General features: G+C 68.5%; 23 protein-coding genes. 10 read left to right on the top strand and 13 right to left on the bottom strand.

The window, feature by feature from the left end; genetic code table 11:
• The first annotated feature begins 3 nt into the window (after positions 1-3).
• Complete coding sequence (locus FKO37_RS13750) at positions 4-1,200, top strand: cysteine desulfurase-like protein (RefSeq protein WP_238604559.1); 1,197 nt, start codon at positions 4-6, stop codon at positions 1,198-1,200.
• Positions 1,201-1,935, top strand: a complete 735-nt coding sequence (locus FKO37_RS13745; RefSeq protein ID WP_037810606.1) for an enoyl-CoA hydratase-related protein — start codon at positions 1,201-1,203, stop codon at positions 1,933-1,935.
• Here the strand turns inward: FKO37_RS13745 and FKO37_RS13740 are convergent.
• A complete protein-coding gene (locus FKO37_RS13740) occupies positions 1,932-2,447 on the bottom strand; it encodes a TetR family transcriptional regulator C-terminal domain-containing protein (protein WP_238604558.1) in 516 nt (171 codons plus the stop codon). The genes FKO37_RS13745 and FKO37_RS13740 overlap by 4 nt on opposite strands.
• On the bottom strand, positions 2,380-2,985 hold the full coding sequence (locus FKO37_RS13735) for a GNAT family N-acetyltransferase (protein ID WP_238604557.1): 606 nt from the start codon (positions 2,983-2,985) through the stop codon (positions 2,380-2,382). The genes FKO37_RS13740 and FKO37_RS13735 overlap by 68 nt, the downstream gene beginning before the upstream one ends.
• A 306-nt stretch (positions 2,986-3,291) precedes the next feature.
• Between FKO37_RS13735 and FKO37_RS13730 the strand changes: the two genes are divergently transcribed.
• From FKO37_RS13730 to FKO37_RS13715, 4 genes are all read left to right on the top strand, one after another.
• Positions 3,292-3,714, top strand: a complete 423-nt coding sequence (locus FKO37_RS13730) for a hypothetical protein (RefSeq protein WP_037810609.1) — start codon at positions 3,292-3,294, stop codon at positions 3,712-3,714.
• A gap of 592 nt (positions 3,715-4,306) precedes the next feature.
• The gene (locus FKO37_RS13725) at positions 4,307-4,861 is read left to right on the top strand and encodes a hypothetical protein (protein ID WP_235146610.1); all 555 of its coding nucleotides are present in this window, start codon (positions 4,307-4,309) and stop codon (positions 4,859-4,861) included.
• Positions 4,862-5,306: 445 nt separating this feature from the next.
• Positions 5,307-5,756: a helix-turn-helix transcriptional regulator gene (locus FKO37_RS13720; RefSeq protein ID WP_037810611.1), complete on the top strand. Its 450-nt coding sequence runs from the start codon at positions 5,307-5,309 to the stop codon at positions 5,754-5,756.
• The gene (locus FKO37_RS13715; RefSeq protein ID WP_037810612.1) at positions 5,753-6,295 is read left to right on the top strand and encodes a toxin; all 543 of its coding nucleotides are present in this window, start codon (positions 5,753-5,755) and stop codon (positions 6,293-6,295) included. Before FKO37_RS13720 ends, FKO37_RS13715 begins: the two co-directional genes overlap by 4 nt.
• A gap of 537 nt (positions 6,296-6,832) precedes the next feature.
• Here FKO37_RS13715 and FKO37_RS13710 read toward each other — a convergent pair.
• A complete protein-coding gene (locus tag FKO37_RS13710; protein ID WP_255806979.1) occupies positions 6,833-10,222 on the bottom strand; it encodes an aminotransferase class I/II-fold pyridoxal phosphate-dependent enzyme in 3,390 nt (1,129 codons plus the stop codon).
• 107 nt (positions 10,223-10,329) lie between these two features.
• Entirely contained in the window at positions 10,330-11,271 is a 942-nt protein-coding gene (locus FKO37_RS13705; protein WP_037815098.1) for an NAD-dependent epimerase/dehydratase family protein, read from the bottom strand.
• Between the two features lie 265 nt (positions 11,272-11,536).
• On the opposite strand from FKO37_RS13705, the gene FKO37_RS13700 reads away from it, so the two are divergent.
• The gene (locus FKO37_RS13700) at positions 11,537-12,667 is read left to right on the top strand and encodes an MAB_1171c family putative transporter (protein WP_037815100.1); all 1,131 of its coding nucleotides are present in this window, start codon (positions 11,537-11,539) and stop codon (positions 12,665-12,667) included.
• Here the strand turns inward: FKO37_RS13700 and FKO37_RS13695 are convergent.
• The 5 genes from FKO37_RS13695 to FKO37_RS13675 all read right to left on the bottom strand — a co-directional run bounded on the left by FKO37_RS13695 (position 12,649) and on the right by FKO37_RS13675 (position 15,847).
• Positions 12,649-13,299: a hypothetical protein gene (locus tag FKO37_RS13695; RefSeq protein WP_037815101.1), complete on the bottom strand. Its 651-nt coding sequence runs from the start codon at positions 13,297-13,299 to the stop codon at positions 12,649-12,651. The two genes, FKO37_RS13700 and FKO37_RS13695, sit on opposite strands and share 19 nt — an antisense overlap.
• A gap of 81 nt (positions 13,300-13,380) precedes the next feature.
• Complete coding sequence (gene trxA, locus FKO37_RS13690) at positions 13,381-13,689, bottom strand: thioredoxin (RefSeq protein ID WP_134667424.1); 309 nt, start codon at positions 13,687-13,689, stop codon at positions 13,381-13,383.
• On the bottom strand, positions 13,686-14,078 hold the full coding sequence (locus FKO37_RS13685) for a MerR family transcriptional regulator (RefSeq protein WP_238604555.1): 393 nt from the start codon (positions 14,076-14,078) through the stop codon (positions 13,686-13,688). Before FKO37_RS13685 ends, trxA begins: the two co-directional genes overlap by 4 nt.
• A 29-nt stretch (positions 14,079-14,107) precedes the next feature.
• On the bottom strand, positions 14,108-15,307 hold the full coding sequence (locus FKO37_RS13680; protein WP_238604554.1) for an FAD-dependent monooxygenase: 1,200 nt from the start codon (positions 15,305-15,307) through the stop codon (positions 14,108-14,110).
• Between the two features lie 84 nt (positions 15,308-15,391).
• Positions 15,392-15,847 carry a MarR family winged helix-turn-helix transcriptional regulator gene (locus FKO37_RS13675; protein WP_037815113.1) on the bottom strand — a complete coding sequence of 152 codons (456 nt, stop codon included), beginning with the start codon at positions 15,845-15,847 and terminating at the stop codon, positions 15,392-15,394.
• A gap of 55 nt (positions 15,848-15,902) precedes the next feature.
• Here FKO37_RS13675 and FKO37_RS13670 point away from each other — a divergent pair, with 55 nt between their 5' ends.
• On the top strand, positions 15,903-16,718 hold the full coding sequence (locus tag FKO37_RS13670) for a class I SAM-dependent methyltransferase (RefSeq protein ID WP_134667426.1): 816 nt from the start codon (positions 15,903-15,905) through the stop codon (positions 16,716-16,718).
• Between the two features lie 79 nt (positions 16,719-16,797).
• Positions 16,798-18,282: an alpha/beta hydrolase gene (locus FKO37_RS13665; protein ID WP_238604553.1), complete on the top strand. Its 1,485-nt coding sequence runs from the start codon at positions 16,798-16,800 to the stop codon at positions 18,280-18,282.
• 60 nt (positions 18,283-18,342) lie between these two features.
• Here FKO37_RS13665 and FKO37_RS13660 read toward each other — a convergent pair whose 3' ends face one another.
• From FKO37_RS13660 to FKO37_RS13650, 3 genes are all read right to left on the bottom strand, one after another.
• On the bottom strand, positions 18,343-18,750 hold the full coding sequence (locus FKO37_RS13660) for a hypothetical protein (RefSeq protein ID WP_037815122.1): 408 nt from the start codon (positions 18,748-18,750) through the stop codon (positions 18,343-18,345).
• 65 nt (positions 18,751-18,815) lie between these two features.
• Complete coding sequence (locus FKO37_RS13655; RefSeq protein ID WP_134729840.1) at positions 18,816-20,198, bottom strand: aspartate aminotransferase family protein; 1,383 nt, start codon at positions 20,196-20,198, stop codon at positions 18,816-18,818.
• Between the two features lie 168 nt (positions 20,199-20,366).
• Complete coding sequence (locus FKO37_RS13650) at positions 20,367-20,852, bottom strand: Lrp/AsnC family transcriptional regulator (protein ID WP_009082329.1); 486 nt, start codon at positions 20,850-20,852, stop codon at positions 20,367-20,369.
• Positions 20,853-21,040: 188 nt separating this feature from the next.
• Between FKO37_RS13650 and FKO37_RS13645 the strand changes: the two genes are divergently transcribed.
• Positions 21,041-22,411: an APC family permease gene (locus tag FKO37_RS13645; protein WP_238604552.1), complete on the top strand. Its 1,371-nt coding sequence runs from the start codon at positions 21,041-21,043 to the stop codon at positions 22,409-22,411.
• 117 nt (positions 22,412-22,528) lie between these two features.
• Here FKO37_RS13645 and FKO37_RS13640 read toward each other — a convergent pair whose 3' ends face one another.
• Positions 22,529-23,026 carry a GNAT family N-acetyltransferase gene (locus FKO37_RS13640; RefSeq protein WP_037815125.1) on the bottom strand — a complete coding sequence of 166 codons (498 nt, stop codon included), beginning with the start codon at positions 23,024-23,026 and terminating at the stop codon, positions 22,529-22,531.

Below are 23,026 nucleotides of genomic sequence, written 5' to 3'. Positions count from 1 at the left end.
GCCGTGGCCTACGACGTGAACGCGATCCGCAAGCACTTCCCCGCGCTCGAGAACGGCGCTGCCCACTTCGACGGACCCGGTGGCTCCCAGGTCCCGGACGTGGTCGGCGAAGCAGTCTCCTCGACCCTCTGCGCCGCCATCGCGAACCGCGGCACCGTCACGGCGGCGGAGCGCCGCGCGGACGGCGTCGTGCGCGAAGCCCGGCAAGCCGTCGCTGACCTGCTCGGCGCGCAACCGGAGGGCCTCGTTTTCGGGCGCAGCATGACGCAGGTGACCTACGACTTCTCCCGTACGCTCGCGAAGAACTGGGGGCCGGGCGACGAGGTCGTGGTCACCCGGCTCGACCACGACGCCAACGTCCGGCCGTGGGTCCAGGCGGCCGAAGCGCGCGGTGCGACTGTTCGCTGGGCGGACTTCGATCCCGAGACCGGCGAGTTGCCGACGTCATCGATCACGGAACTGCTCACTGATCGGACGCGCCTGGTAGCGGTCACTGCTGCCTCCAACCTGCTGGGCACTCGTCCGGACATCCCGGCGATTACCGGCGCGGTCCGCGAAGCAGGCGCGCTGAGCTACGTGGACGGCGTGCACCTGACGCCGCACGCGGTGGTCGACATCGCCGCGCTGGGCGCGGACTTCTACGCCTGCTCGCCGTACAAGTTCCTCGGACCGCACCTCGGCCTTCTCGCCGCCGCACCGGATCTTCTGGAGACGTTGCAGCCGGACAAGCTGCTGCCGTCGAGCAACGCGGTCCCGGAACGTTTCGAGCTGGGTACGTTGCCGTACGAGCTCCTCGCGGGCACTACCGCCGCTATCGACTTCCTCGCAGGGCTCGTGCCGAGTGAAGGCAGTCGTCGCGAACGTTTGCGTACGTCGCTTACGGCGCTCGAAGAGCACGAAGACGCACTGTTGCAGCGTCTGGAAGACGGGCTCGCCGCACTGCCGCGCGTCGTGCGATACGGCTCGCCGACGCGTCGCCGTACGCCGACAGTGTTGTTCTCGGTCACCGGGCTGACGCCGCAGGCGGTGTACGAGCGTCTCGGCGCGCGCGGGATCAACGCGCCTGCTTCGACGTTCTACGCCATCGAGTGCGCGCGGCATCTCGGTCTTGGCGACACTGGTGCCGTACGCGCTGGCATCGCGCCGTACACGACTGCAGCGGAAGTTGATCTGCTGCTCGCTGCTGTTGCGGAGCTGTGAATGAGCATCGAGACGACTGTCGACGGACAGATCACCACCATCACCATCAACCGTCCGGAGAAGCGGAACGCGCTCACGAAGGCGATGTACGTCGCCCTCGCGGACGCCTTCGACGCTGTCCGTACGCCGATCGTCGTACTGAGCGGAGCCGGCGGCGCGTTCACCGCAGGCAACGACCTCGGCGACTTCCTTGCGCACGAAGCCGGTGACCGTACGAAGACACCTGCGCGGGTCTTCCAAGAGGCGTTGCTCGCGACGCAGGCAGTAGTCGTCGCCTCGGTCGACGGTCCCGCTGTCGGCATCGGCGCGACCCTGCTGTTGCACTGCGACCTCGTCTACGCCACCGAACGCAGCTACCTGCAGTTCCCCTTCGTACCGCTGGGGCTGGTGCCGGAGTTCGGCAGTAGTTACGCGCTGCCGCGTCGAGTCGGACCGCAGCGTGCGACGGAGCTGCTGCTGTTCGGAGAACGCCTGCCTGCGGTCGAAGCGGCGCAACTCGGGTTGGTCAACGAAGTGCTCCCTGACGAGACAGCGCTCAGCAAGCGCGTCTCAGAACGCGTCGCGACCCTCGCGGAGCGGTCGGTACGCGCGGTGACGGCGACGCGCGCGCTGTTGCACGACCGCACTGACGAGAGCGTCGAAGAGCGCATGGAGTCGGAGTCCAAGCACTTCGCCGAACTGCTGCACGACCCGGACACTGTCGCCACGTTGCGCGCGAAGCTCGGCAGGCGTTAGCGGCGGCGGCGCTTGTCCACTGCGGCGTCGAGAACTGGACCTAACTCCTCGACAACCGTGTCAAGCGCCGTCACCGAGTGCTCGACCCGGGCCAGCACTAAAGCTCCTTCAAGCGCGCTGATCATCAACACTGCCAGCGAAGCAGCGCGCGCCGCCGGTACGCCCATCTGCTGCAGCGCGGACACGATGGGCTTCCGCCACTGCGCGAAGGCGTCGTTCGCACGCTCACGCAACGGCTCGCTCGACGCCGCCGTGTCGGTGACTGTGGCCACTAACGGACAGCCGTAGTCGTAACCGATCTCGAGGAACTCCGCGCGCCAGTTCTCGACCACCGCGGCGAAGAGCGCGGACGGCGTCGGGTCCGGCAGAGAGTCCATCGCGCGCGTCACGCGTCGCGCGGCGTAGCGCCCTGCCCAATCGATGGCCTCGCCGAACAGCTGTTCCTTACCGCCCGGGAAGTAGTGCTGAAGCGACCCCCGCGGCGCTTCGGCATGCGCTACCACCTCGCGCATGCCAGTGCCGCTCAAGCCCTGCGTACGCAGCAACTGCGCAGCGCTGAAGACCATCCGGTCGCGCGCCGGCCGTTCCGTCATCGAGCGTCTCCTCCGTGACCGTCAGCTCGTACTCGTTCTCGCCGCGGTACCCCGGGACGAAGCGGAACCCGCACGCCCGCAGCAATCCTTCCGCAGCGACGTTGCCCTCCTGCACGGTGGCGTGCAGCTTCCAGCCGAGCCACTGCTCCGCGGCCAGCCGGACGAGGCCGCGGCCGATGCCCCTCCGCTGCCACCGGTCGGCGACGAGCAGCCCCAGTTCGACGCGGCGGTCGTCCTCCGGGACCGCGTTCAGCAGCCCGGCGGGCACACCCGAAACCTCGGCGACGAGGGCCGTGTCGACCAGGAGGAATCGCTGGTACCTGGACAGGACCGCGTCCGGCTCGATCGGGCCGCCGAGGGTGAACCGGCGGCTCAGCGATTCCGGCGAGCAGGCGCGGACGAGGTCGGCCACGGAACCGGCGGTGGCCGGTCGCACGGCGGTCATGACAGTCGTCATAACCCGAGGGTGGCACACGGCCGGGTCTATGACAAGCGTCATGGAAGATGTCACGCTGCCGACACGACCCGCACGGCCCGCCGGTCCCGGCGCCGGTGCGCCGCCACCGGTTTCGGGCAAGGAGAATTCACTGATCGTATCCGCGATACCCCATCGGCGGTAATTCCACCGATTAATCGGGGCTTGACCACGATGCGTGTCCGCCGGGCCTCTTCGGGTGAAAACGGTTCCCGATACCTGTCGGGAACGCGTTTCTTCCTTATATTTTCCTGGACGCTCCGGAAGGCGAGCAAAGGAGACACGGCCATGACCCAGTCGCTCGAGGTTCCGACGAAGGAATTCTGTCTCGACTGGACGATGGACGGGGCCCATGGCGGCAGGGTGCACTTCACCCTGTCCGGCCAGGTGAGCCTGTTGGACGGCAAGCGGTTCTACAAGGTCGACGGCGTGCTGTACATCGCGGACGGCAGCGCGTACTGCCGGGAGATCGGGAACCCGCGGCTGCACGTGCGGCGCAACGGCGTCGAGGAGACCGGACGGCAATGGGGCTGGGAAGCGATCAGTTCCCGCAAGAGCGCGAACCGGCTCTGCACAATGGACGGCTATTTCGTGCGCACGGGCTACTGGGCGCCCGCCGATCGCAGCATCCAACTCGGAATCGTCGCCGAACACGGGATCACCCGGCGTCGTTCGCACAGTCCGACGGCGACGATTCGACTGGTCGACTGAATGGTTCCCGGATATCGGGAGCGTTCCCCCGGTTTGTGCTTGGCGATACCCCGATTCCGGACCGGACGGCAATGAGCGTTTTCCCGAGCGGCCCGGGCGGACCTGTCTGCCCGGGCTGTCCCCGGCGGAAACCTCCGGTTGCCCGCAGGCGAACTCCCGGCACACAGTCGCACCGGCCGCCGAGGCCGCAAGATCGCTTGCCCGCCAACGCGAACCGTGCGAATCAGACGATCCACCGAGCGACCGCGGCGCCGAACCATCGATACCGCAACCCATCCGCGGCCGAACCCGGCGAAAGATCAACCCGGGCAACGCGTACCGGACCCGCCAGACATTGGCCTGGACCACTCGTCGCGCCCCGCGAAACCCTGCCCCCGCAAGGCGCAACCTCCGCTCGTCGTCACCCACACGGGTAGTCCCCGGGCCCGGAGGTAAGCGAAAACACACCGGATCCCCAGGAAAAACATGAAAAACGTTGTGCGGGACACAGCGCTCGCGCGCGCGAAAGAGGACCATGAGAGGCATGCGGAACAGGACTCGGGCAGGCAGACCACCACACCCTGGTAAACGATTGCTCCGACGGCTCGGCGCCGTGCGCAACCCGCTCGTGCGACGGTCGGACCGGATCGAAGGCGTACTCGCCGGGATCGTCACGCTGCTGGCGCTCATCGCGATTCCCTTCGCGATGATGATCGGCAGCGAGGACATCGCCGCGGAGACCGCCGCGTCGGACGCGCAGCTGCAGTCGCGGCACCAGGTCACCGCCACGGTGCTGACGACGGCCGCGCAGCCGGCCGCCTCAGTCGGCGACAGCGCGCCGATCGCGAACACCGCGCGCGTGAACGCGGTCTGGAAGCCCCCGCACGGCGTGCAGCGGACCGGTGTCATCACGGTGCCCGCCGCCTCCGCGACCGAGGGCTCGACCACCGACATCTGGCTGGACGACAGCGGCAAGCAGACCACCGCCCCGCTGACGCACGCGGACGCGGTCACCAACGGCGTGCTCGTCGCGGCCTTCTGCTGGCTGTGCGCGGTCGGCGTGCTGGGCGGCGCGTTCTGGATCGCGCGGCGAGTGCTCGACCACCGGCGCGCGGCGCGGTGGGCTGACGAATGGGCGCAGTTCGCCGGTCCGGAAGCAGTTCGCTGACAGCTCTGCCAGCCACGGTGCTTGCTGGAGGTTCCGCGCCGGAACACCTCCGGTGCCAGCGCGGTCGGCTGTTGGACAGGCGCGATCCGTCAGTCCGGCGCCGGCCGCTGCCAGGTACCGGCTCCCGACGTTCCGCACGTCCCTGGCATTGGCGCGCTCCGCAGCCCGGCCAGCGGCGTAGTGCGCCGGGTCCGGAGGCAGTTCGCTGACACGTCTGCTGCCTCCGGACCCGGCCTCGGCGGACCGAGCGGGGCGACACCCCCAGCGTCGCCCCGGGCCGGTACTACGCCTGCCGCTCTTGCCCGGTTTGTGTGGCGAGTTAGCCACCAGCTATCTCGTTGAGGCACAGTCTTGTGGAGCCCTCCGGCGATTGTCAACTGTGAGCTAATCTGAGATAGTCGCCTTAGCTGAGAGCAATCAGCTGCAACTGGAGGGGCGTAGCAGCATGTCCGATGACACTCAGCCGGCGGATGCCCGGCCCACCCTGGCCTCCAGACTCGACGACCTGTTCCGCACGGTGCGCCCGCAGGGGAGGCACTGGACGAACGCCGAGGTGGCAGCCGAACTGAAGCGGGCCACGCCGGAGCTGAAGGTCGGCGCGGTGTACCTGTCTCAGCTACGCACGGGCAAACGGACCAATCCTTCTCAGGAGCTGCTGGCCGCACTGGCGAAATTCTTCGGGGTCTCCGTCGCGTACTTCTTCGACGACGAAGTGGCCGGATCGGTGCTGTCGGAGCTGGCCGCGGTGGAGGCGATGCGCCAGGCAGGCGTCCGCGCGGTCGCCATGCGCGCGGCGGGCATGCGCGAGGAAAACCTCCAGGCGATCACCACGATCATGGACCAATACCGCAAAATGCAGGGGCTGCCCCCGGTCACGGACGAAGCGGCGCGGTGACCGGCACCCCGTCCGAAGCCCCGCAGCGGCGCGAGCAGCTGCGGCGGATGCGCGACGAAGGCGCCCAGCGAATCGCCGAACTCGACCTCCCGCCGAAGTACGACCTGGCCACCCTGTGCGCCCGCCTGGGCGAAATCCGCGAACGGCCGATCACCCTCGTGCCGCTGCCGATGCCAGCGTCGCACCCGTGCGGCATGTGGGTAGCCGCACGGGGCGAGGACCTGATCTTCTTCGACGCCAACACCACCGGGGCGCACCAGGAGCACATCATCTTGCACGAGCTGGGTCACATCATCTGCTGTCATCGCGGCTCGGGTCTCCTTGACGACGAGAGCGCCCGCTCGCTGTTCCCCAACCTGGACCCGGACATCGTCCGGGACATGCTGATGCGCGCCACCTACGACGACGCACAGGAACAGGAAGCGGAGATCATCGCCTTCCTGCTGTCGGAACGCATGGGCACGCCGTCGAAACCCATCGCCGAAACCCCCAAAGCAGGGGAAAAGCCGATGGACCGCATCGAACGCTCGCTCCTCTAGCGCACCGTACGTGAGGGCCACCTTCACGGACTCTGATTCCCTCAGGGTTCCCCTCACGACCAGCCGAAGTACGTGAGGGGCCCCTTCACGGACTTAGATTCCCTCGAGGAGCCCTTCACGGACCACCCCGCCGGGGCTCGCAGCCGTCGGCCGGGATGCCGCCCCAATGTGGCATTGGGTGCGGGGGACGCACCGAACGCCACATTGGGTGCATCTGACGCACCCAATGCCACATTGGGGCGCTAGCTCCCACCACGAACCACCCGCAGCCAGTGCACCCAACGATCGAAGCACCCAGCCACACCCCCGCAGCCGATGCACCCGACCATCAAGACACCCAACCGCAGCCGATGCACCCGCTATCGAGGCACCCAGCCCCTCCCCCGCACCCCGATACGAAGCCTCCCTGCGGGCGGTGGGTGCTTGTCAAGGCATCTTTCCCGCCTTGACAAGCACCCACCGCCCGTCAGCACAATCAAGCTTCGGGGTGCCCCACGCAACCAAGGCGCGCAATGTCGCCGCCAGGCGACGAGCCGCCTACCTCAACGCACCCAACTCAGCCCCCAAAACCCCCACCGCATACCGCAGCTGATCCTCCCGATGCTCACTGGTGATGAAGAACCTCAACCGAGCCAACTCCTCATCCACCGCCGGATACAAAATCGGATCCACCACCACCCCCCGCTCGAACAACGCCGTAGCCAGCCTCAACGCGACCTGGGAACTCCCCACCACGCAAGGCACGATCGGCGTCCCCCCAGCCACCCCAGTCGGCACCCCCGCCGCAGCGGCCAGTTCCAAGAACAACCGGGAATTCTCCCGCAACCGCACCAATCTCTCCGGCTCTTCCTTCAACACACGAAGCGCCGCAAGCGAAGCCGCCGCATTAGCCGGAGTAATCCCCACACTGTAAACAAACCCAGGCAACGAATACCGCAACCACCGCACAGTCCGAGCCGACCCAGCCAGATACCCCCCGCACCCGGCCAGCGACTTCGACAGCGTCCCCATCCAGAGATCAACCCCGGACCGATCCACCGCGAAGTGGTCCCCAACCCCAGCCCCGCGCGGACCCATCGTCCCGATACTGTGCGCCTCGTCAACCATCAGCAACGCCCCATAGCGCTGCTTAAGCTCAATCAACGCAGGCAGATCCGCAAGATCCCCGTCCATGCTGTAAACGCCTTCAACGACAATCAGCACCCGCCGGAACCGGGACCGCGTCCGACGCAGCACGTCCTCCAGCCGTGCTGTGTCGTTGTGCGGAAACGGTTGCCGCGTAGCCCCGGACAGCGCACACCCTTGCAGAATGCTGTCGTGCGCCAGCGAATCGTGCACGATCAAATCCCCGGGCCCGACCAGATGACCGATCGCCCCGACATTCGTGGCGTGCCCGCTCACCAGGACGAGACTGTCCTCGACCCCGAGGAACGCGGCCAGCTCCGTCTCCAGGTCCCGCGACAAATCCCGGTCCCCGGCAAGCAATCGGCTGCCGGACACGGAAGTCCCGTACCGCTCGACCGCGTCGTGCACCGCCGCAGTCACCGCAGGGTGCCCGGCCAGCCCAAGGTAGTTGTAGCTGGAGAAGGACAGGTACTCCCGCCCGGACACGGACGTCGTAGCGTCCATCCGCCCCTGATGCTTGCGGAAGTACGGATTAGGCACCCCGAGATCGTCGAACTCCGTCAACCGCGCCTCGATAGCCGCTGCTTCCGGGAACTCCTCGATCGCCGCACTGGCCGGATCCCACGACGGAGCCGGAGCAGCCGGAACCGGAGCGGCAGGCACCAAATCCGTTGCCGGAGCGAGCATCCCGGCGACCGCCCCCACCGTCAGCGACCCCGACTGCTCGACCTCCACCGGAGCCCCCGGGAACCGCTTCCGCAGCCGCGCTTCCAACTCGGTGAGCATCAACGAATCGAAGCCGAGATCGTCCACCAGCAACTGCCCGGCATACAACTCGCTGACCGGAAACGCGGTCGTCCGCGCGACTTCCTCGAGCACGATCGCCAGCACATCCCGCGCGGACGTCGTCTCCTCCGTCTCCTCGACCGGCGTCGCGGCAGCCCCGAGCGGCTCCAGCGTCTGCGCCTTGGCGAGCTTCGCGTCGTCGACCACCCAGTGCCGGCGCGGGCTGAGCGGGCTCGGCGGCAGCGTGCAGCGCGGCAGGCCGTCCGCCACCGGACGCAGCCCCGCCCCGGCGACCGCGCGGGGAGCCAGCTCGGCCGGCACCCCGTCCTCGATCGGCTCCGCTCCCGGTGACACCACACCAGCGAACACGCCTGGCACGAGCTCGCCGCTTTGGCCGGATTCGAGCGCGACCGACGCGGCGACGAGCTTGGACACCGCGTCCGCGACGTCGTCCGCGGCCACCGCGAGCCGCTCCGGGAAGAGCGTCCGGCGAGCCAGCGTGCCCGCGACGGCGGCCAGCGGCGGGTTCTCGCTGCCGAGCGCCTCGGCCACCTCGCGGGCGTGCCTGGCGAGCCCGGCCCGGTCCCGTGCGGTGAGCAGCAGCAGCCGCGGCGTCTCGGCGGGCGGCGGTTCCTGCGCCGCTTCCTCGACGACCACGTGCACGTTCGAGCCGCCGAAGCCGAACGCGCTCACCCCGGCCCGGCGCGGTCCGTCGCTGTCCCACGGCGTGGCCTGGCCCGCCACCTGCAGCCCGGCGTCCCGCAGCGGCAGATGATCGGCCGATTCGAAATCCGGCTGCGGCAGGATCTGTCCCTTGTGGACGGACAAAATGGACTTGATCAAACCGGCGATTCCCGCGGTGCCAAGGGAATGCCCGACGACCGACTTCGCCGCTCCGAGATACGCCGGGTTCTCCGCGCCGCGGCGCAGCTCGCTCAGCGCGCTGATCTCCACGTCGTCGCCGACCGCGGTCGCGGTGCCGTGTGCTTCCAGGTACCCGACCGACGCCGGGTCGACCCCCGCGTCCTGGTACGCCCGCCGCAGCGCCCGCAGCTGACCGGACTCCTGCGGCATCATGCCGCCCTTGACCGTGCCGTCGTTGGACAGTCCGACGCCGCGGATCACCGCGTACACCCGGTCGCCCGCCGCCCGTGCGTCCGCGAGCGGGCGCAGCACCAGGACGCCTGCCCCCTCGCCGAGCACGAATCCGTCCGCCCGGCGGTCGAACGGACGGCATTCGCCTGCGCGCGAGATCGCGCCGATCCGGCACAGGCCCACGAACAGGTCCGGGGCCAGTACCAGCTGCGCGCCGCCGGCGACGGCGATCCGGCAGCGGCCCGCGCGCAGGGCGAACACCGCGTTCGCCACCGCGGTCAGCCCGCCGGAGCAGGCCGAATCGAGCGCGTAGCTCTCTCCGTGCAGGTCGAAGACGTTGCTGATCGAACTCGGACCCATGTTGAGCAGCAGCCCGGCCATCGCGGTGGCGTGCAGGCCGCTGACCGCGGACGCCGCCTCGGCCATCGCCGGATCGCCCGCCCGGCCGAACTCGCCGCCGATCAGCTGTTTCATCCGCAGGTGCAGCGTGCTCATGTCGCGGTAGCCGCTGTCGCTGAGCGACATGATCACCGACGTGTCTTCGCGGTCGAAGCCCTCGGCTTCCCATCCCGCGTCCTGCAGCGCCTCGCGGGTCAGGTCGACCAGCAGCCGGTGCTGCGGATCGAGCGATTTGGCCCGCCGCGGCGGGATCTTGTAGTGCCCGGCGTCGAAGTCGCCGACGTCCTCCAGCAGCGCCATGCGGTCGGAGTAGACCGCGCCGCTGTCCCGGAAATCGTCGTTGTAGAACGCTTCCCGCCGCCACCGCGAATCCGGCACCCGCCGAAACTGCGGTTTGGGCTCGCTCAGCAGATCCCAGTACTCGTTGACGTTGCGCGCCCCCGGAAAACGGCATCCCATTCCGACAACGGCGATGTCCTGGCTATTTTCGGATTCTTCCCACCCAGATCTTACGGACCCCATGGCATGACTTCCTCGTGCCGATTCCCACCCAGTCGACACCGAGATTGCCCGTTCTTACCCAGTTTTTCAAGGGCATTGGGCAAGGTGCGGAGGAATGCACAGGCACCTCAACTCACGGTAGCCAAGCGATCACGCCACCAGCGCACGGTGGCCGGGAATTGATCTTTCTCGGGCGTCGGCGTAATCTCGAAAAATTCCTGTGCCGCACCGGAATCGAGGACAAACGGGCGGTCGAACTGGTAACGGACCTCCCGCAGCTCGCGCAGCATCGGCGAAACGAGCGCGGCCGCGTTCAGTAACATCGGGGAAAGCCGTTGCACAGGCACCGGAGGCACTCCCGCCGCCTCGCACAACAGCGCGACCATCACCCGGGCGGACCGCGGCGGACCAGTCGGCACGTGCCACGCCTTGCCCCACGCGTTTTCTTTCCGCGCGGCCGCGACCAGCGTGCGCGCGACATCGGAAATGTACGTCCAACTGTGCGAGGCGTCCGGATCGCCGAGTACCTGCACCTTCTGCCCGCGCAGCACGTTCGGCACCACGCGAGCGGCGAGATGGCCGCCGTCGGTCACGCCGGGGCCGAAGAAATCGGAAGCCCGCACCTCGACCGCGCGGATGCGGCCCTCGTCGTGCAATGCGTGCAGTTGTTCGGACAGCAATGCCCGGATCCGGCCCTTGGTTCCGGTGGCCGCGAGCGGCAGATTCTCGGTGAGCGGACCATCGACCGGACCGTAACCGTACAAATTCCCCAGCGACACCAGCAGCGCGTCGTTCGCCTCGGCCGCGGCGCAGATCGAGGCCTGCAGCGGCGGCCAATCGGCCGCCCACCGGTGATACGGCGGGCTCGCACAGCTGTAGATCGCCGTCGCGCCCTTGGTCGCTTCGGTGAGCGCGGCCTGGTCAGCGGCGTCGAGGGAGACGTGCTCCAGCCCCGGTTCGGGCTCCCGGGGCGACCGGCCGATCACCCGGACCCGTTCCCCTTGTTCAGCCAGCAGCGCGGCGGTGGCCGCCCCCGCCGGTCCGTACCCGATCACCACCTGGAGACTCATGGCGACACCCTAGCGACGGGCGCATCCTGTTGCGGCCGCTCACGACCCGGTCGCCCGCCGTTCACCGGAAGATCACCCGCGGCAGCGCTCGAGCAGGCGGCCGACACCCGGGATCCATCCGGAATTCGCCCAGGCCAGAACCAGTTTTCCGGCCCTAGTTCCGGCACTTGCGGTGGTGTATGGTCGCCGATCGTGAACAATTCCGCCAAGAGTGCCGCGCACACCGTTCCGCCCACCGGGCGCTGAGGCCGTTCCGGGGGCGCGAGTGAACACTCTGAAGATCATCTTATTCTCGCTGTCGGCGGTCTCCTCGTACGCGGCTTTGCTGTACAAGCTTTTCTCGATGCGCCGTTCGTGGCGCGACCCGGCCTACATCGTGCTGATGACGACGCTGATCCTGCAGTGCGTCACCTTCACCCTCGGCGCCCTCTCGCTCAGCATCGGCTCGCTGTTCGGGATCCCCAATCTGGCGATCTTGATCTTGCACCTGGCCGCGGTCGCGTACTGCATCAGCGCGCAGCTCCTGCTGATGCTGTGGGCGAATCCCCTGGCGGAAATCCGCACGCAGATCCGGGCGTGGATCGTTTCCGGCGCGGTGCTGTTCGTCGTGTTGACCGTGCTGTTCTTCATCGGCAACAAACCGGGCACCCCCGGCACCGCTTTCGCGGTGGGCAGCAGCGACCCGGTGATCCTCACCTACCTGCTGTTGTTCATCATTTCGCAGGCCGTGCCGTGCGTGACGATCTACCTGCAATGCCTGCCGTACGCGCGGAGCACGTCGCGGGTGTGGCTGCGCCGGACGCTGCGGACGCTCGCGGTCGGCGCGGTCGTGCTGTTCTGCTACTGCGCCACGCGCGCGGTGAACATCGTGAGCCCGGCGCTCGGCTGGCATCTCGGCGCGTGGGCGATCGCCCCGTCGGTGTTCAGCGCGCTGGGCATCGTGATCGTGTCGTTCGGGCTGACCATGCCGTCGTGGGGCGAGCACGTCTCGTCGGTCGCCCGATGGCAGCGCAATTACCGTTCTTATCGCGCGCTCTACCCGCTGTGGCATTCGCTGTACGAATCGTCGCCGGGAATCGCGCTGGAACCGCCGGCCGAGGGAGACACCGACCGGCGCTGGTCGGACCTGCACTACCGGCTGCATCGCCGGGTGATCGAGATCCGCGACGGCTGGCGCGCGCTGCGCCCGTACATGGACCGCGCCGACACCCCGGACAGCGACCAGGCGATGGCCGAGGCCCGCAAGATCCGCCAGGCGCTGGAGGCGAAGACCTCCGGCCTGGCCCCGGCGGAAAGCCAGGACAACGGCGCGTTCGACGCCCACGACGCGAAGACGTTCGCCGCCGAGGTCGCCTGGCTGACCCAGGTGTCGGAGGCTTACGGCAAGCTGGCCTGAGCCGCGGGCCGCGGCTGCGGCTGGTCGCCCAGCAGCGTCTGGCCCTTCGTCAGCCACGCGAACCCGAACGCGAACACCGCTAGCGACTCCAGCCAGAGGGTCGGGTGCAGGGCCGCGGTGGCGGCGCTGAAGAACAAGCCGTTGACCACGATCAGCACCAGGCACGCGAGCATCACGATGCCGCACGTCCGGTAGATCGCGTTGCGCGAACGTTTGCGCTTGGTCGGCGCGCCGTCGTCCTTGGTGAACAGGAAGAGACAGAAGAACGCGAGGGTGAGGAAGAAGATCGCCGCGAACACCAGGTGCGCGATGCCGATCGCGTGCTCGGTGGGCGTCGGCGAGACCGGCTGGGTCGGGAACAGCGCGACGCCGATGCCGGCGATCGCGGCGACATTGGCCGCGATGTCGTCGACGCGGCCGTAACCGCGGTAGGCGATCAGGAAGACGCCGATCGCGCACAACGTGCCGACGAAGACGTTCCGGAGATCGCTGTAGTAATAGCCGCTCAGCGAACCGAGCAGGCCGCCGCCCTCGAGCAGTTCCTTCCCGACGATCACGACGATCGGCAGCAGGATCCCGAGCACCCCGATGGCGCGGCGAAGGAACAGGTAAGAGCGCACGAAAGCGGTCATGGCACGGCCTCCCCGAAAGTCGTGCACTCTTTGTACCTGCTCCGTCACCCGCCCACCGGGCAAACCGGGAAGGCCACCGGTTCAGCCCAGCAGCTTGTCCAGTTCGGCGAGCAGTTTCGCCTTCGGCCGGGCGCCGACGAACGACGCGACCGGGGCACCGTCGCGGAACAGCATCAGCGTCGGCAACGCCATCACCTGGTACGCGCGCATCGTTTCGGGGTTTTCGTCGGTGTTGAGCTCGCGCACGGTGAGACCGGGCCGTTCCGCGGAGATCTCGGCGAGCACCGGCGCGATCATCCGGCACGGCGGGCACCAGTCGGCGGTGAAATCGACCAGGACGGGCTGGTCGTGGTCCAGGACGTCGGCGGCGAAGGTGGCGTCGGTGGTCATCGGGACTCCTCGGGTTCGGCGGTGCACGGGTCGGCCGGATGCGTGGTGGCGGCGGCGAGCTTGTCGAGCAGGGCGGCCCGGACCGCGGCGAGGTCGCGCATGCAGGCCTCGACCTCGTCCAGCTTCCGCCGGTACACCTCGACCGACGCCGGGCACGCGTCGCCCGCGTCGTGGCCGGTGCGGAGGCAGTCGACGAACGGGCGGGTGTCGTCGAGGCTGAATCCGACCGTGCGCAGGGTCTGGATTTCCTTGACGAGCCGCAGGTGGTCCTCGTCGTACTCGCGATAGCCGTTGGCCGCGCGCGCCGCCGGGAGCAGGCCCTGTGCCTCGTAGAAGCGCAGGGCCCGCGTGGTGGTCCCGGTCCGCTGAGCCAGTTCGCCGATGCGCATGTCTGCGACGCTAAACGTTGTCGTCAGCGTCAAGGCAAGGCGTGCGCGCGGGGCTGGGGGTATTCGCGGTATTTGACCGCGTTCGCCGCGCGGTTGCCCATGTATTCGAAGAGGCGGCGGCCGATCGGGCCGGTCAGCTTGCGGTACATCCGGTTGCGCTTGCGCAGCTTCTCCTCGGTGGCCGGGACCAGGAAGTCGCCCGAACCGGCTCCGTTGCGCTGCCCGACGCGGGCGGGCTTGCGCAGCCGCTGCTCGTAGCGGGCGAACGCGGTCACGTGGTCGCCGCCCGCCGCGGCCAGTTCTCCGGCCAGCACCTGCGCGCCCATCATCGCGAGACCGGTGCCGGATCCGCCCGGCCCGGCGCACCAGGCGGCGTCGCCGAGCAGTACGACCCGGCCGCGCGACCAGCTGTCGAGCTTGATCTGGCCGACGGTGTCGAAGTACAGGTCAGGCGCGTCGGCGACCGCGGTGAGCAGCTGCGGGAGTTCCCATCCGGCGTCGGCGAAGACCTCGGTGACGATGTCCTTCTGCCGGGCAAGGTCGGGACGGCCGTACCCGTCCGGGTCGCCGCGGAAGGTGAGGCCGACGGTGACGGTCTCCGGGTCGCGGTGGCTGGTGACGATCGCGCCGAGACCGGGTTCGTTGTAGAGCAGGCCCGCGTGGTCGAGGTGGAGATGGTTGGGCGCGGTGAACCCGGCGACGTGGTAGCCGAGGTCGGTGCGGAATTTCGCCTCCGGGCCGAACGCGGCCGTCCGCACGCCGGAGTGGATCCCGTCCGCGCCGACGACCAGGTCGAACCGGCGCGGGGCGCCGTGGCGGAAGGTGACGTCGACGCCGTCGGAGGTCTCGGTCAGCGAGGTGACGCGGTCGCCGAAGACGTACTCGGTGTAGTCCTTGGTGTGGTCGTAGAGGACACGGGCGAGGTCGCCGCGCAGGACCTCCAGCTCGCCGTTGGTGAACCCGCTCGGCAGGGTGAAGGCGGGCTGTCCGGACGGGTCGAGCTGCACCTGCTCCCGCAGTGCGGTCTCGTGCTCCCGCAGGTCGTCGAGCAGGCCCATCGCTTCGACGAGCTTCATCTGCTCGCCGCGGAAATCGACGGCCTGCCCGCCGGGCCGCAGCTGCGGCGCGGCCTCGACGACGGTCACCGAATAGCCGTAACGGTGCAGCCAGTAGGCGGCGGACGGACCCGCGACGCTGGCGCCGGACACGAGAACTGTCTTGCTGGTCATCTCTGCTCCCCTGGGTCGGTAGGCGATGCGGCAAGACTGCGGCGCACCGCTTACCGCGCCCGCACGGAGCGCTGACGATCTCCGTCAGTCCTGCGCCAGCCGGGTGAGCATCCGGGAGAAAACGCGGCCGAGCAGCTCCAGCTCGGGGCCGCTGACCTGGTCGAAGAAATACCGGCGCACGAGTTCGCCGTGCTGTTCCCTGGCCGCCGCGACCGCCGCGCGACCGGCCTCGGTGAGCCGGACGTTCGCCCCGCGCGCGTCCTCGGTGCAGTTCTCCCGCGTGACCAGCCCGCGCTTGCACATCCGGCTCACGTGATGCGACAGCCGGCTGCGGTCCCATTCGACGGTCGCGCCGAGTTCGCGCATCCGCAGCACGCCGTCCGGTTCGTTCGCGAGCGGGACGAGGAGGGCGTAGTCGGCTCCGGAGATCCCGGCGTCGCGCTCCAGCTGCCGGTCGAGCGCGCTGCCGAGCGCCCGCTGCACGCGCTGGTAGGAACACCAGACCTCAGCCTCGCGCCGATCGGGCACCACGTCCGCCATCCGCTGATTCTACAAACAGAGGGCGGGATTTCGCGCCGGTGCGTAAGTTGGGAGAGTGACCAGGTCCGCTCAAGAAACCTTCTTTCGTGCCTTCCACGCAAGCCATCCGGCGGTTACGTCGCGCGCGTTCGGCGATGGCCGAAGCGCCGACGGACGGTCGAGTTACGAGCTTCTCCGGGACGAGATCGCTTCTCCGGGACGCGTACTGGATCTGGCTTGCGGCGACGGATTCCTGCTCGAACTCCTTGCCGCGGCGGGACATCAGGCGATCGGAGTCGACCTGTCGAGGGTGGACCTGACCCTCGCCCGGCAGCGTTCGGCAACGGTCGCGGAAGGCCTGGCACAGCAACTTCCGTTCGCGGACCACTCTTTCGATTCCTGCGTGTCGCACATGGCGTTCATGCTGATGACTGACATCGACGAGGTGGCCGCGGAACTGGCCCGCGTGCTCCGGCCGGGCGGACAGCTCTCGCTCGTCCTCAGCGGCGGGGCGGCCGAAGGCGGGGCCCGCGCCCTGTTCGGCAAGCTGCTGCGGGAAATCCTCGCCGACGTCCCGGCCGAGCAGCGATTGCCTCCGCTCGGCGACAAGCGCACCCGCACTCAGGCCGGGCTGGACGACATCCTCGTCCCGGCCGGGTTCGCTCCCGTTCAGTGGCGCACCGAGGAGATCGACTTCAGCGGTCCGCTCGATCAGGTCTGGGAGTTCGTCTCGACCGTCTACAACCTCTTCCCGCTCGGCGAACCCGCTTGCCAGGCGCTGAAAACCGCCTTTCTCTCCCAGGCTCCGGCACTGGCGCGGCCCGACGGGCTGATCCCGCTCGACTTCGCCGTGCACCTGGCCAGCACCCGGACTGTCCACAAAGGACGGTAACCCGCACTAGTGGCTCCTGTCACCTTCTGGCAAGATCGAGGGCTCCGACGTCTCCAGTTCACGCCGAAGGGGCAGGGCATTGGGTCTGGGCAGGAAACTGGCCGCCGCCACCACCGCGGTCACCGCGGCGACGGCGTTGTTCACCGCGGCACCGGCGACCGCCGCTCCCGCGGCCATCGACTGGAAACCGTGTCCTACCGGGCAAGGGGCCGAATGCGGCAAGCTCACCGTGCCGCTCGACTGGGACCGTCCCGGCGACGGCACGATCCAGCTCGCGCTCGCGCGGCGCAAGGCCACCGATCCCGCGCACCGGATCGGTTCGGTGCTCATGGATCCCGGCGGGCCGGGCGGTGCCGGCGCGGGCGAGGTGCAGAGCGGCTGGACGCTGTCGCCGAAGGTCACCGCGCAGTTCGACACGGTCGGGTTCGATCCGCGCGGGGTCGGGGAAAGCACCGCGATCCAGTGCGGGCTCGACGAGCTCACCGCGAAAAACCCGGTGCTGCCGAAGGATTCCGGCGAATTCCAGCAGCTGCTCGCGTACAACCGCGCGCTCGGGCGCAGCTGCGACCGGATCACCGGGCCGCTCGCCAGTCGTTCGGACACCCGCAGCGTCGTGCGCGACATGGACGCGATCCGCGCCGCGCTCGGCGACGAAAAGCTCACCTACTACGGCGTTTCGTACGGCACGCTGATGGGCCAGCAGTACGCCGAGGCGTATCCGGACCGGGTGCGCGCGCTCGTGCTCGACAGCAACATGGACCACTCGATCCGCAGCACCTGGGAATTCCTGAGGACGGAAACCGAGGCCACGCAAGAGTTGTTCGAGCAGTTCACCGACTGGTGTGACCGGACGACGTCGTGCGCGCTGCACGGCCAGGACGTCAGCGCGGTGGTGGCGGACCTGTACGCCCGCGCCGAACGCGGCGAACTCGGCACCCCGGACGACCGCCTCGACCCGATGGCGTTCGTCGGACTGATCTCGCAGAACTTCTACGGCCCCACCTGGGACAAGCTCGCCAAGAGCCTGGTCGGCCTGCGCGACGGGAAACCGGCCGAGGCGTCGTTCGGCAAGGACGACATTCCCATTCCGAACACGTTCAACAGCATCTTCTGCTCCGACTGGCGGCTGCCGGTCACCAGCTACCCGCAGCTCGACAGCTACCGGCGCGCGCTCGCCAGGGTGTCGCCTGACCTGCACTTCTCGCCGCTGGGCTGGAGCGCGGCGACGGGCTGCGCCGGCTGGCCGAGCCCGGTGCGCAACCCGCAGCATCCGCTGTCGGTCCGGGCAGGCGTGCCGATGTTGATGCTGAACAGCCGTTACGACCCGGCCACGCCGTACAGCTGGGCGGTGCGCGCGTCGCAGCAGTCCGGTGCGCCGCTGCTCACCTACGAGGGCTGGGGCCACGGCGCGTACTTCAAGAAGAGCCAGTGCGTCATCGACGCCGCGGACGCCTTCCTGATCGACGGCACGAGCCCGGGTCGCGGCAAGCACTGCCCGGCGGTCGAGCCGAGCGTTCAGTCCAGGATGGACGGTGTGCGGCCGCCGGCCACGCAACCGTACTGAGCCAACGAAAAGCGGGGCCCCGATCGGATCAGGGCCCCGCTTTTTCGTGGCTGCCGTCGCTCAGTAGTCGTCACGCCCGGTGAACTGCTGTTCCAGCAGCTCGGCCGAACCGGCGACAAGTTCGAGCGGATCGGTGAACTCGTTGAGGTCGAGGTTCAGCAGCGGCAGCGAATGCCGCAGCACGAGGTGCTCGCCCATCACCACGAGCCCGCCGACCACCAGCGTCTGGCCTACCTCCGTGAGCACGGTGTGCAGATCGACCTCGTCCACGCGGGCGAACGGGGTCGCGATCTGCACCCAGTCCTCGCGCTGGTCGAAAATCTCCCTGGCGATCACCACGACCTGCGCGCGCCCCGTCGTCTCCGCGTCGTCGCCGAACAGGACCCGGATCCGGATTTCGCCCGGGTCGTCCCGGATCACCCGGTAGGTCTGCCTGATGTAGGCGACCAGGTCATTCCACTGCGCCACGCGCTTCCTCCCGTTGGTAGGCAACGAAGATCAGCGTAGCGGGACAACCCGGGCGGCAGCGGGCGTCAGAGCAATTTCCACGCTCCGGTGAGCGCCTCGCGCAGGATCTGCTCCATCTCGTCGAACTGCGGCTGGTCGCAGATCAGCGGCGGCGACAGCTGGACCACCGGCTCGGCGCGGTCGTCGGCGCGGCAGTAGAGACCGCCCTCGAACAGCGCGTTCGAGAGGTAGCCGCGCAGAATGCGTTCCGATTCCTCGGCGGTGAACGTCTCCTTGGTCGCTTTGTCCTTGACGAGTTCGATGCCGTAGAAGAAACCGGTGCCGCGCACGTCGCCGACGATCGGCAGATCGGTCAGCCGGTCGAGGGTCGCCCGGAAGGCGGTTTCCTTGTCCAGCACGTGGCCGTAAAGGTTCTCGCGCTCGATGAGGTCGAGGTTCGCCAGCGCGACCGCGCACGAAACCGGGTGTCCGCCGTAGGTCGAGCCGTGCATGAAGGTCGCCTCGCCGCCAGCGAACGGCTCCATCAGGCGGTCGCTCGCGAGCACCGCGCCGAGCGGGGCGTACCCGGAGGTCAGGCCCTTGGCGGTGGTGATGATGTCCGGCTGGTAGCCGTATCGCTTGGCCGCGAAGTCGTAGCCGACCCGGCCGAACGCGCAGATCACCTCGTCGGACACCAGCAGCACGTCGTGTTTGTCGCAAATCTCGCGGACCCGCTCGAAATAGCCGGGCGGCGGGACAAAGCAGCCGCCGGTGTTTTGCACGGGTTCGAGGAATACCGCGGCGACCGTGTCCGCGCCCTCGAATTCGATCGCCTGCTCGATTTGGTCAGCGGCCCAGCGGCCGTAAGCCTCGTAATCGTCGGCGTGCTCGGGCGCGCGGTAGAAGTTCGTGTTCGGCACCCGCAGCGTACTCGGCACGAGCGGCTCGAAATCGGCCTTCGCACCAGGGATTCCGGTGATGGACAGCGCGCCCTGCGACGTGCCGTGATACGCGAGCGCGCGGCTGATCACCTTGTGCTTGGTGGGTTTTCCGGTCAGCTTGAAGTACTGCTTGGCGAGTTTCCACGCCGTTTCCACGGATTCGCCGCCGCTGACGGTGAAGAACACGCGGTTGAGGTCGCCCGGCGACGCGGCGGCGAGGCGTTCGGCCAGTTCGAGCGCGGGCGGATGCGCGTGGCCCCAGAGCGGGAAATACGCGAGCTGTTTCGTTTGCCGCGCGGCGGCTTCGGCCAGTTCCTCGCGACCGTGGCCGACCTGCACCGCGAACAGTCCGGCGAGGCCGTCGAGGTAACGCTTGCCGGTGTCGTCCCAGATGTAGGCGCCTTCGCCGCGCACGATCACCGGGAAGTGCTCGGCCTGGCTGTGCCTCGTGAAATGCAGCCAGAGGTTGTCGTGTGCGGCGGCGCCCTGGACGGTGGCGATCCCGGCGGGTTCGGCGGTCGTGGTCATGGCTCCTCGAAACGGGCCTCGAAGCTGCCGGCACGCACCGTGGCGCACCGGCCGGACTTCTCGGTTATCGCACGAGCCGACGCCGCTTGGCAAGCGGATCAGTCGCCAGCGCCACCCACAACGACTAATTTCAGCTGTCTCATCGGGACAGACCTTCGGATTTCGTCGTCACCGGCGGTGCGTGCCCCACTGGTACGACTGTTTCCGCAGCTTGAGGTACACGAGCGTCTCCGCGGTCCGCACGCCGGGCAGCGTCCGGATGCGGTTGGAGATCACGTCGAGCAGCGCCTCGTCGTCGGCGCAGAGCACCTCGCACAGCACGTCGAAGCGGCCGGCGCACAGCACGACGTAGTCGATCTCGTCCATTTCGGCCAGTGCGTCGGCGACCGGATCGAGCGGGCCGTCTACGGTGATCGCGACCATCGCCTGCCGGAAAAGCCCGACCTGCAAGGGATCCGACACCGCGACGATCTGGATGACGCCCGAATCGGACAGCCGCTGCACCCGCTGGCGGACCGCCGCCTCGGACAGCCCGACCGCCTTGCCGATCGTGGCGTACGGCCGCCGTCCGTCCTCTTGCAACTGGGCGATGATCTGCTTCGAAATGTCGTCGACCACCGGCGGCACCGGCCGGTTCGGGTCCTGGCTCTGCATCCCGGGATCATCTCGGGTCGACCCTCCCCCGGGCAACCGGGGGCGTGGCACATCGTCGCCCTGAGTGTCCAGATGGCCCGTTACCCAGGGTGCCTGACAACGGATTTCGTCGTCTTTCCGACGTTGACAACGGCAAACCCGTCCTGTTCCATCCGTCGAATTCCAGCGCCGCCGACGGAGGGATCCCCATGCCGCCTCATCCGGTCCCCGTCCAGACCGACACTGCCGCCGGTTCGCCCGCGCCCCGCTCGCTCACCAGATCGATCGGCGTCGGCGGCGGTACCTTGCTGACGCTGAGTTGCGTGACTCCCGCGTCGTCCTTGTTCGTTCTCGTCCCGCCGTTGTTCGGCTCGCTCGGCACTGGCACCGCGCTGGCCATCGGGCTCGCCGTGCTGCTGTGCGTGGGCATCGCGTTCTGCTATTCCGAACTCGGCACGCTGGTGCCCAGTTCGGGCGGCGAGTACGCCATGGTGTCCACAGTGGTCAGCCGGTTCGCCGGGTGGATCACCTTCATGCTGTCGTTCATCGTGATCCTGGTGGTGCCGCCGATCATCGCGATCGGGGTGGCCGACTACCTGTCGGTGATCGTGCACGTCGATCCGTCGGTGGCGGGTGCGCTGGTGATGCTGGCGTCCACCGGGATGGGCCTGGTGAACCTGCGGTCGAACGCCTGGCTGACCGGGATCTTCCTGGTGATCGAAATCGTCGCGATCGTCGTGGTGTCCGTGCTCGGCTTCGCGCACACCGACCGGCCGGCCGCGGTGCTCGTGCGGCCCAGCATGGACGGCGTGCATCCGATCGCGCTGGTCTCGGTGATCGCCGGGCTGGCGGTGGCGTTGTTCGTGGTGCAGGGCTTCTCGACCGCGGTGTATCTGGCGGAGGAGATGCGAGAGCCGCACAAGACGGTGTCGCGGACCGTGTTCTGGACGCTCGGCGTCAGCGCGGTCGTGATCCTGGTGCCGGTCATCGCGATCACGCTGGGCGTGCCGGATCTCGCGACGCTGCAGAACCTCGACCTGACCGCGCTCGTGGTGAGCTGGAGCAGTTCGACGTTCGGCACGATCATCAGCCTGTGCATCGCGGCGGCCATCGTGAACGCGGTGATCGTGATGGTGATCCAGAACTCGCGCGTGCTGTACGCGTCGGGCCGGGATCGCGCTTGGCCGGAGCCGGTGAATCGCGCGTTGAGCGTGGTGAGCCCACGGTTCGGCGCGCCTTGGGTGGCGACGCTCGTGGTCGGCGTCTCGGAAGCGGTGCTGTGCTTCGTGCCGGTGGAAACGCTGAGCGGCGTGACCGGGGTGGCTGTGGTCGCGCTGTACCTGGCGATCTCGGTGAGCGTGCTGTGGGCACGGCGGCCGGCGCACCGGCGTCCGCAGGTATGGCGAATGCCGGGGTGGCCGGTGGTGCCTGTGGTCGCGGTGCTGGCGCTCGGCTACGTACTGGTGTCGCAGAGCCTGCTGGACCTGGCGATCACGGCCGGGGTGCTGGTGGTTTCGGCTGCGTATTGGTGGGGCTACCTGCGCCGGCGGTCGGATCGGTGGCTGGTGACGATTCCCTGACCCTGGCTCCGGTGAGGACGGACAGGTTGGTCGGGCGCAGTGCTTCGGTCGGCTCGAGGAGATGGTCGTGCGGGAGGGGCGGCCATCTGCTCACGACTGAGGATGGTTCGCCGTTTTCTAGGCGGGGCTGCCGAAGGAGATTGCGTAGAGCGCGAAGGGCTCGCCTCGGTGCGGGAAATCGTGGCGGTAAGCGAAGCCGAGCCGTTCCATCACCGCGCGGGAACGGGCGTTGTACACCTCGGTGAAGGCGACGACTTCCGCTGCGCCGAGGTCTCGTGCGCGGGCCAGGCCAGCGAGGCCGATCTCGGTCGCATAGCCGTTTCCCCAACGCTCCTCGCGCACCGCCCAGCCGATTTCCAGCCGTCGCGCGCCGTCGACGTCCTGATAGGACAGTCCGCCTCGGCCGAGGAGTTCTCCCGATTCTCGGTGGTATGCCAGCCATTTGCCCACGCCGTCGCGTTGCCAGCTTCGGCCGATCTCCGCGGCACGGGCTTCCGCGTCGGCGCGGGTCCATTGGCCGTACCAGCGGGCGATGCCAGGATCCAAGTGAAGCCGGTACAGCTCGTCGGCGAGAGCCGGGCCGATCGGGGTGAGCCGGAGGCGTTCGGTCTCCAA

The sequence above is a fragment of the Amycolatopsis sp. Poz14 genome (genome assembly GCF_006704225.1).
Classification (GTDB): Bacteria; Actinomycetota; Actinomycetes; order Mycobacteriales; family Pseudonocardiaceae; genus Amycolatopsis; species Amycolatopsis nivea.
This window is presented reverse-complemented; position numbering and strand designations above follow the sequence as displayed.

Excerpts from the sequence above, each read along its gene's own strand:
- FKO37_RS13740 (WP_238604558.1), bottom strand. The coding sequence starts at position 2,447 with ATGCGCGAGGTGGTAGCGCATGCCGAAGCGCCGCGGGGGTCGCTTCAG.
- FKO37_RS13650 (WP_009082329.1), bottom strand. The coding sequence starts at position 20,852 with ATGCAGAGCCAGGACCCGAACCGGCCGGTGCCGCCGGTGGTCGACGAC.
- FKO37_RS13720 (WP_037810611.1), top strand. The coding sequence starts at position 5,307 with ATGTCCGATGACACTCAGCCGGCGGATGCCCGGCCCACCCTGGCCTCC.
- FKO37_RS13695 (WP_037815101.1), bottom strand. The coding sequence starts at position 13,299 with ATGACCGCTTTCGTGCGCTCTTACCTGTTCCTTCGCCGCGCCATCGGG.
- FKO37_RS13680 (WP_238604554.1), bottom strand. The coding sequence starts at position 15,307 with ATGACCAGCAAGACAGTTCTCGTGTCCGGCGCCAGCGTCGCGGGTCCG.
- FKO37_RS13655 (WP_134729840.1), bottom strand. The coding sequence starts at position 20,198 with ATGACCACGACCGCCGAACCCGCCGGGATCGCCACCGTCCAGGGCGCC.
- FKO37_RS13730 (WP_037810609.1), top strand. The coding sequence starts at position 3,292 with ATGACCCAGTCGCTCGAGGTTCCGACGAAGGAATTCTGTCTCGACTGG.
- FKO37_RS13710 (WP_255806979.1), bottom strand. The coding sequence starts at position 10,222 with ATGGGGTCCGTAAGATCTGGGTGGGAAGAATCCGAAAATAGCCAGGAC.
- FKO37_RS13745 (WP_037810606.1), top strand. The coding sequence starts at position 1,201 with ATGAGCATCGAGACGACTGTCGACGGACAGATCACCACCATCACCATC.
- FKO37_RS13735 (WP_238604557.1), bottom strand. The coding sequence starts at position 2,985 with ATGACGACTGTCATGACCGCCGTGCGACCGGCCACCGCCGGTTCCGTG.
- FKO37_RS13705 (WP_037815098.1), bottom strand. The coding sequence starts at position 11,271 with ATGAGTCTCCAGGTGGTGATCGGGTACGGACCGGCGGGGGCGGCCACC.
- FKO37_RS13685 (WP_238604555.1), bottom strand. The coding sequence starts at position 14,078 with ATGCGCATCGGCGAACTGGCTCAGCGGACCGGGACCACCACGCGGGCC.
- trxA (WP_134667424.1), bottom strand. The coding sequence starts at position 13,689 with ATGACCACCGACGCCACCTTCGCCGCCGACGTCCTGGACCACGACCAG.
- FKO37_RS13645 (WP_238604552.1), top strand. The coding sequence starts at position 21,041 with ATGCCGCCTCATCCGGTCCCCGTCCAGACCGACACTGCCGCCGGTTCG.
- FKO37_RS13675 (WP_037815113.1), bottom strand. The coding sequence starts at position 15,847 with ATGGCGGACGTGGTGCCCGATCGGCGCGAGGCTGAGGTCTGGTGTTCC.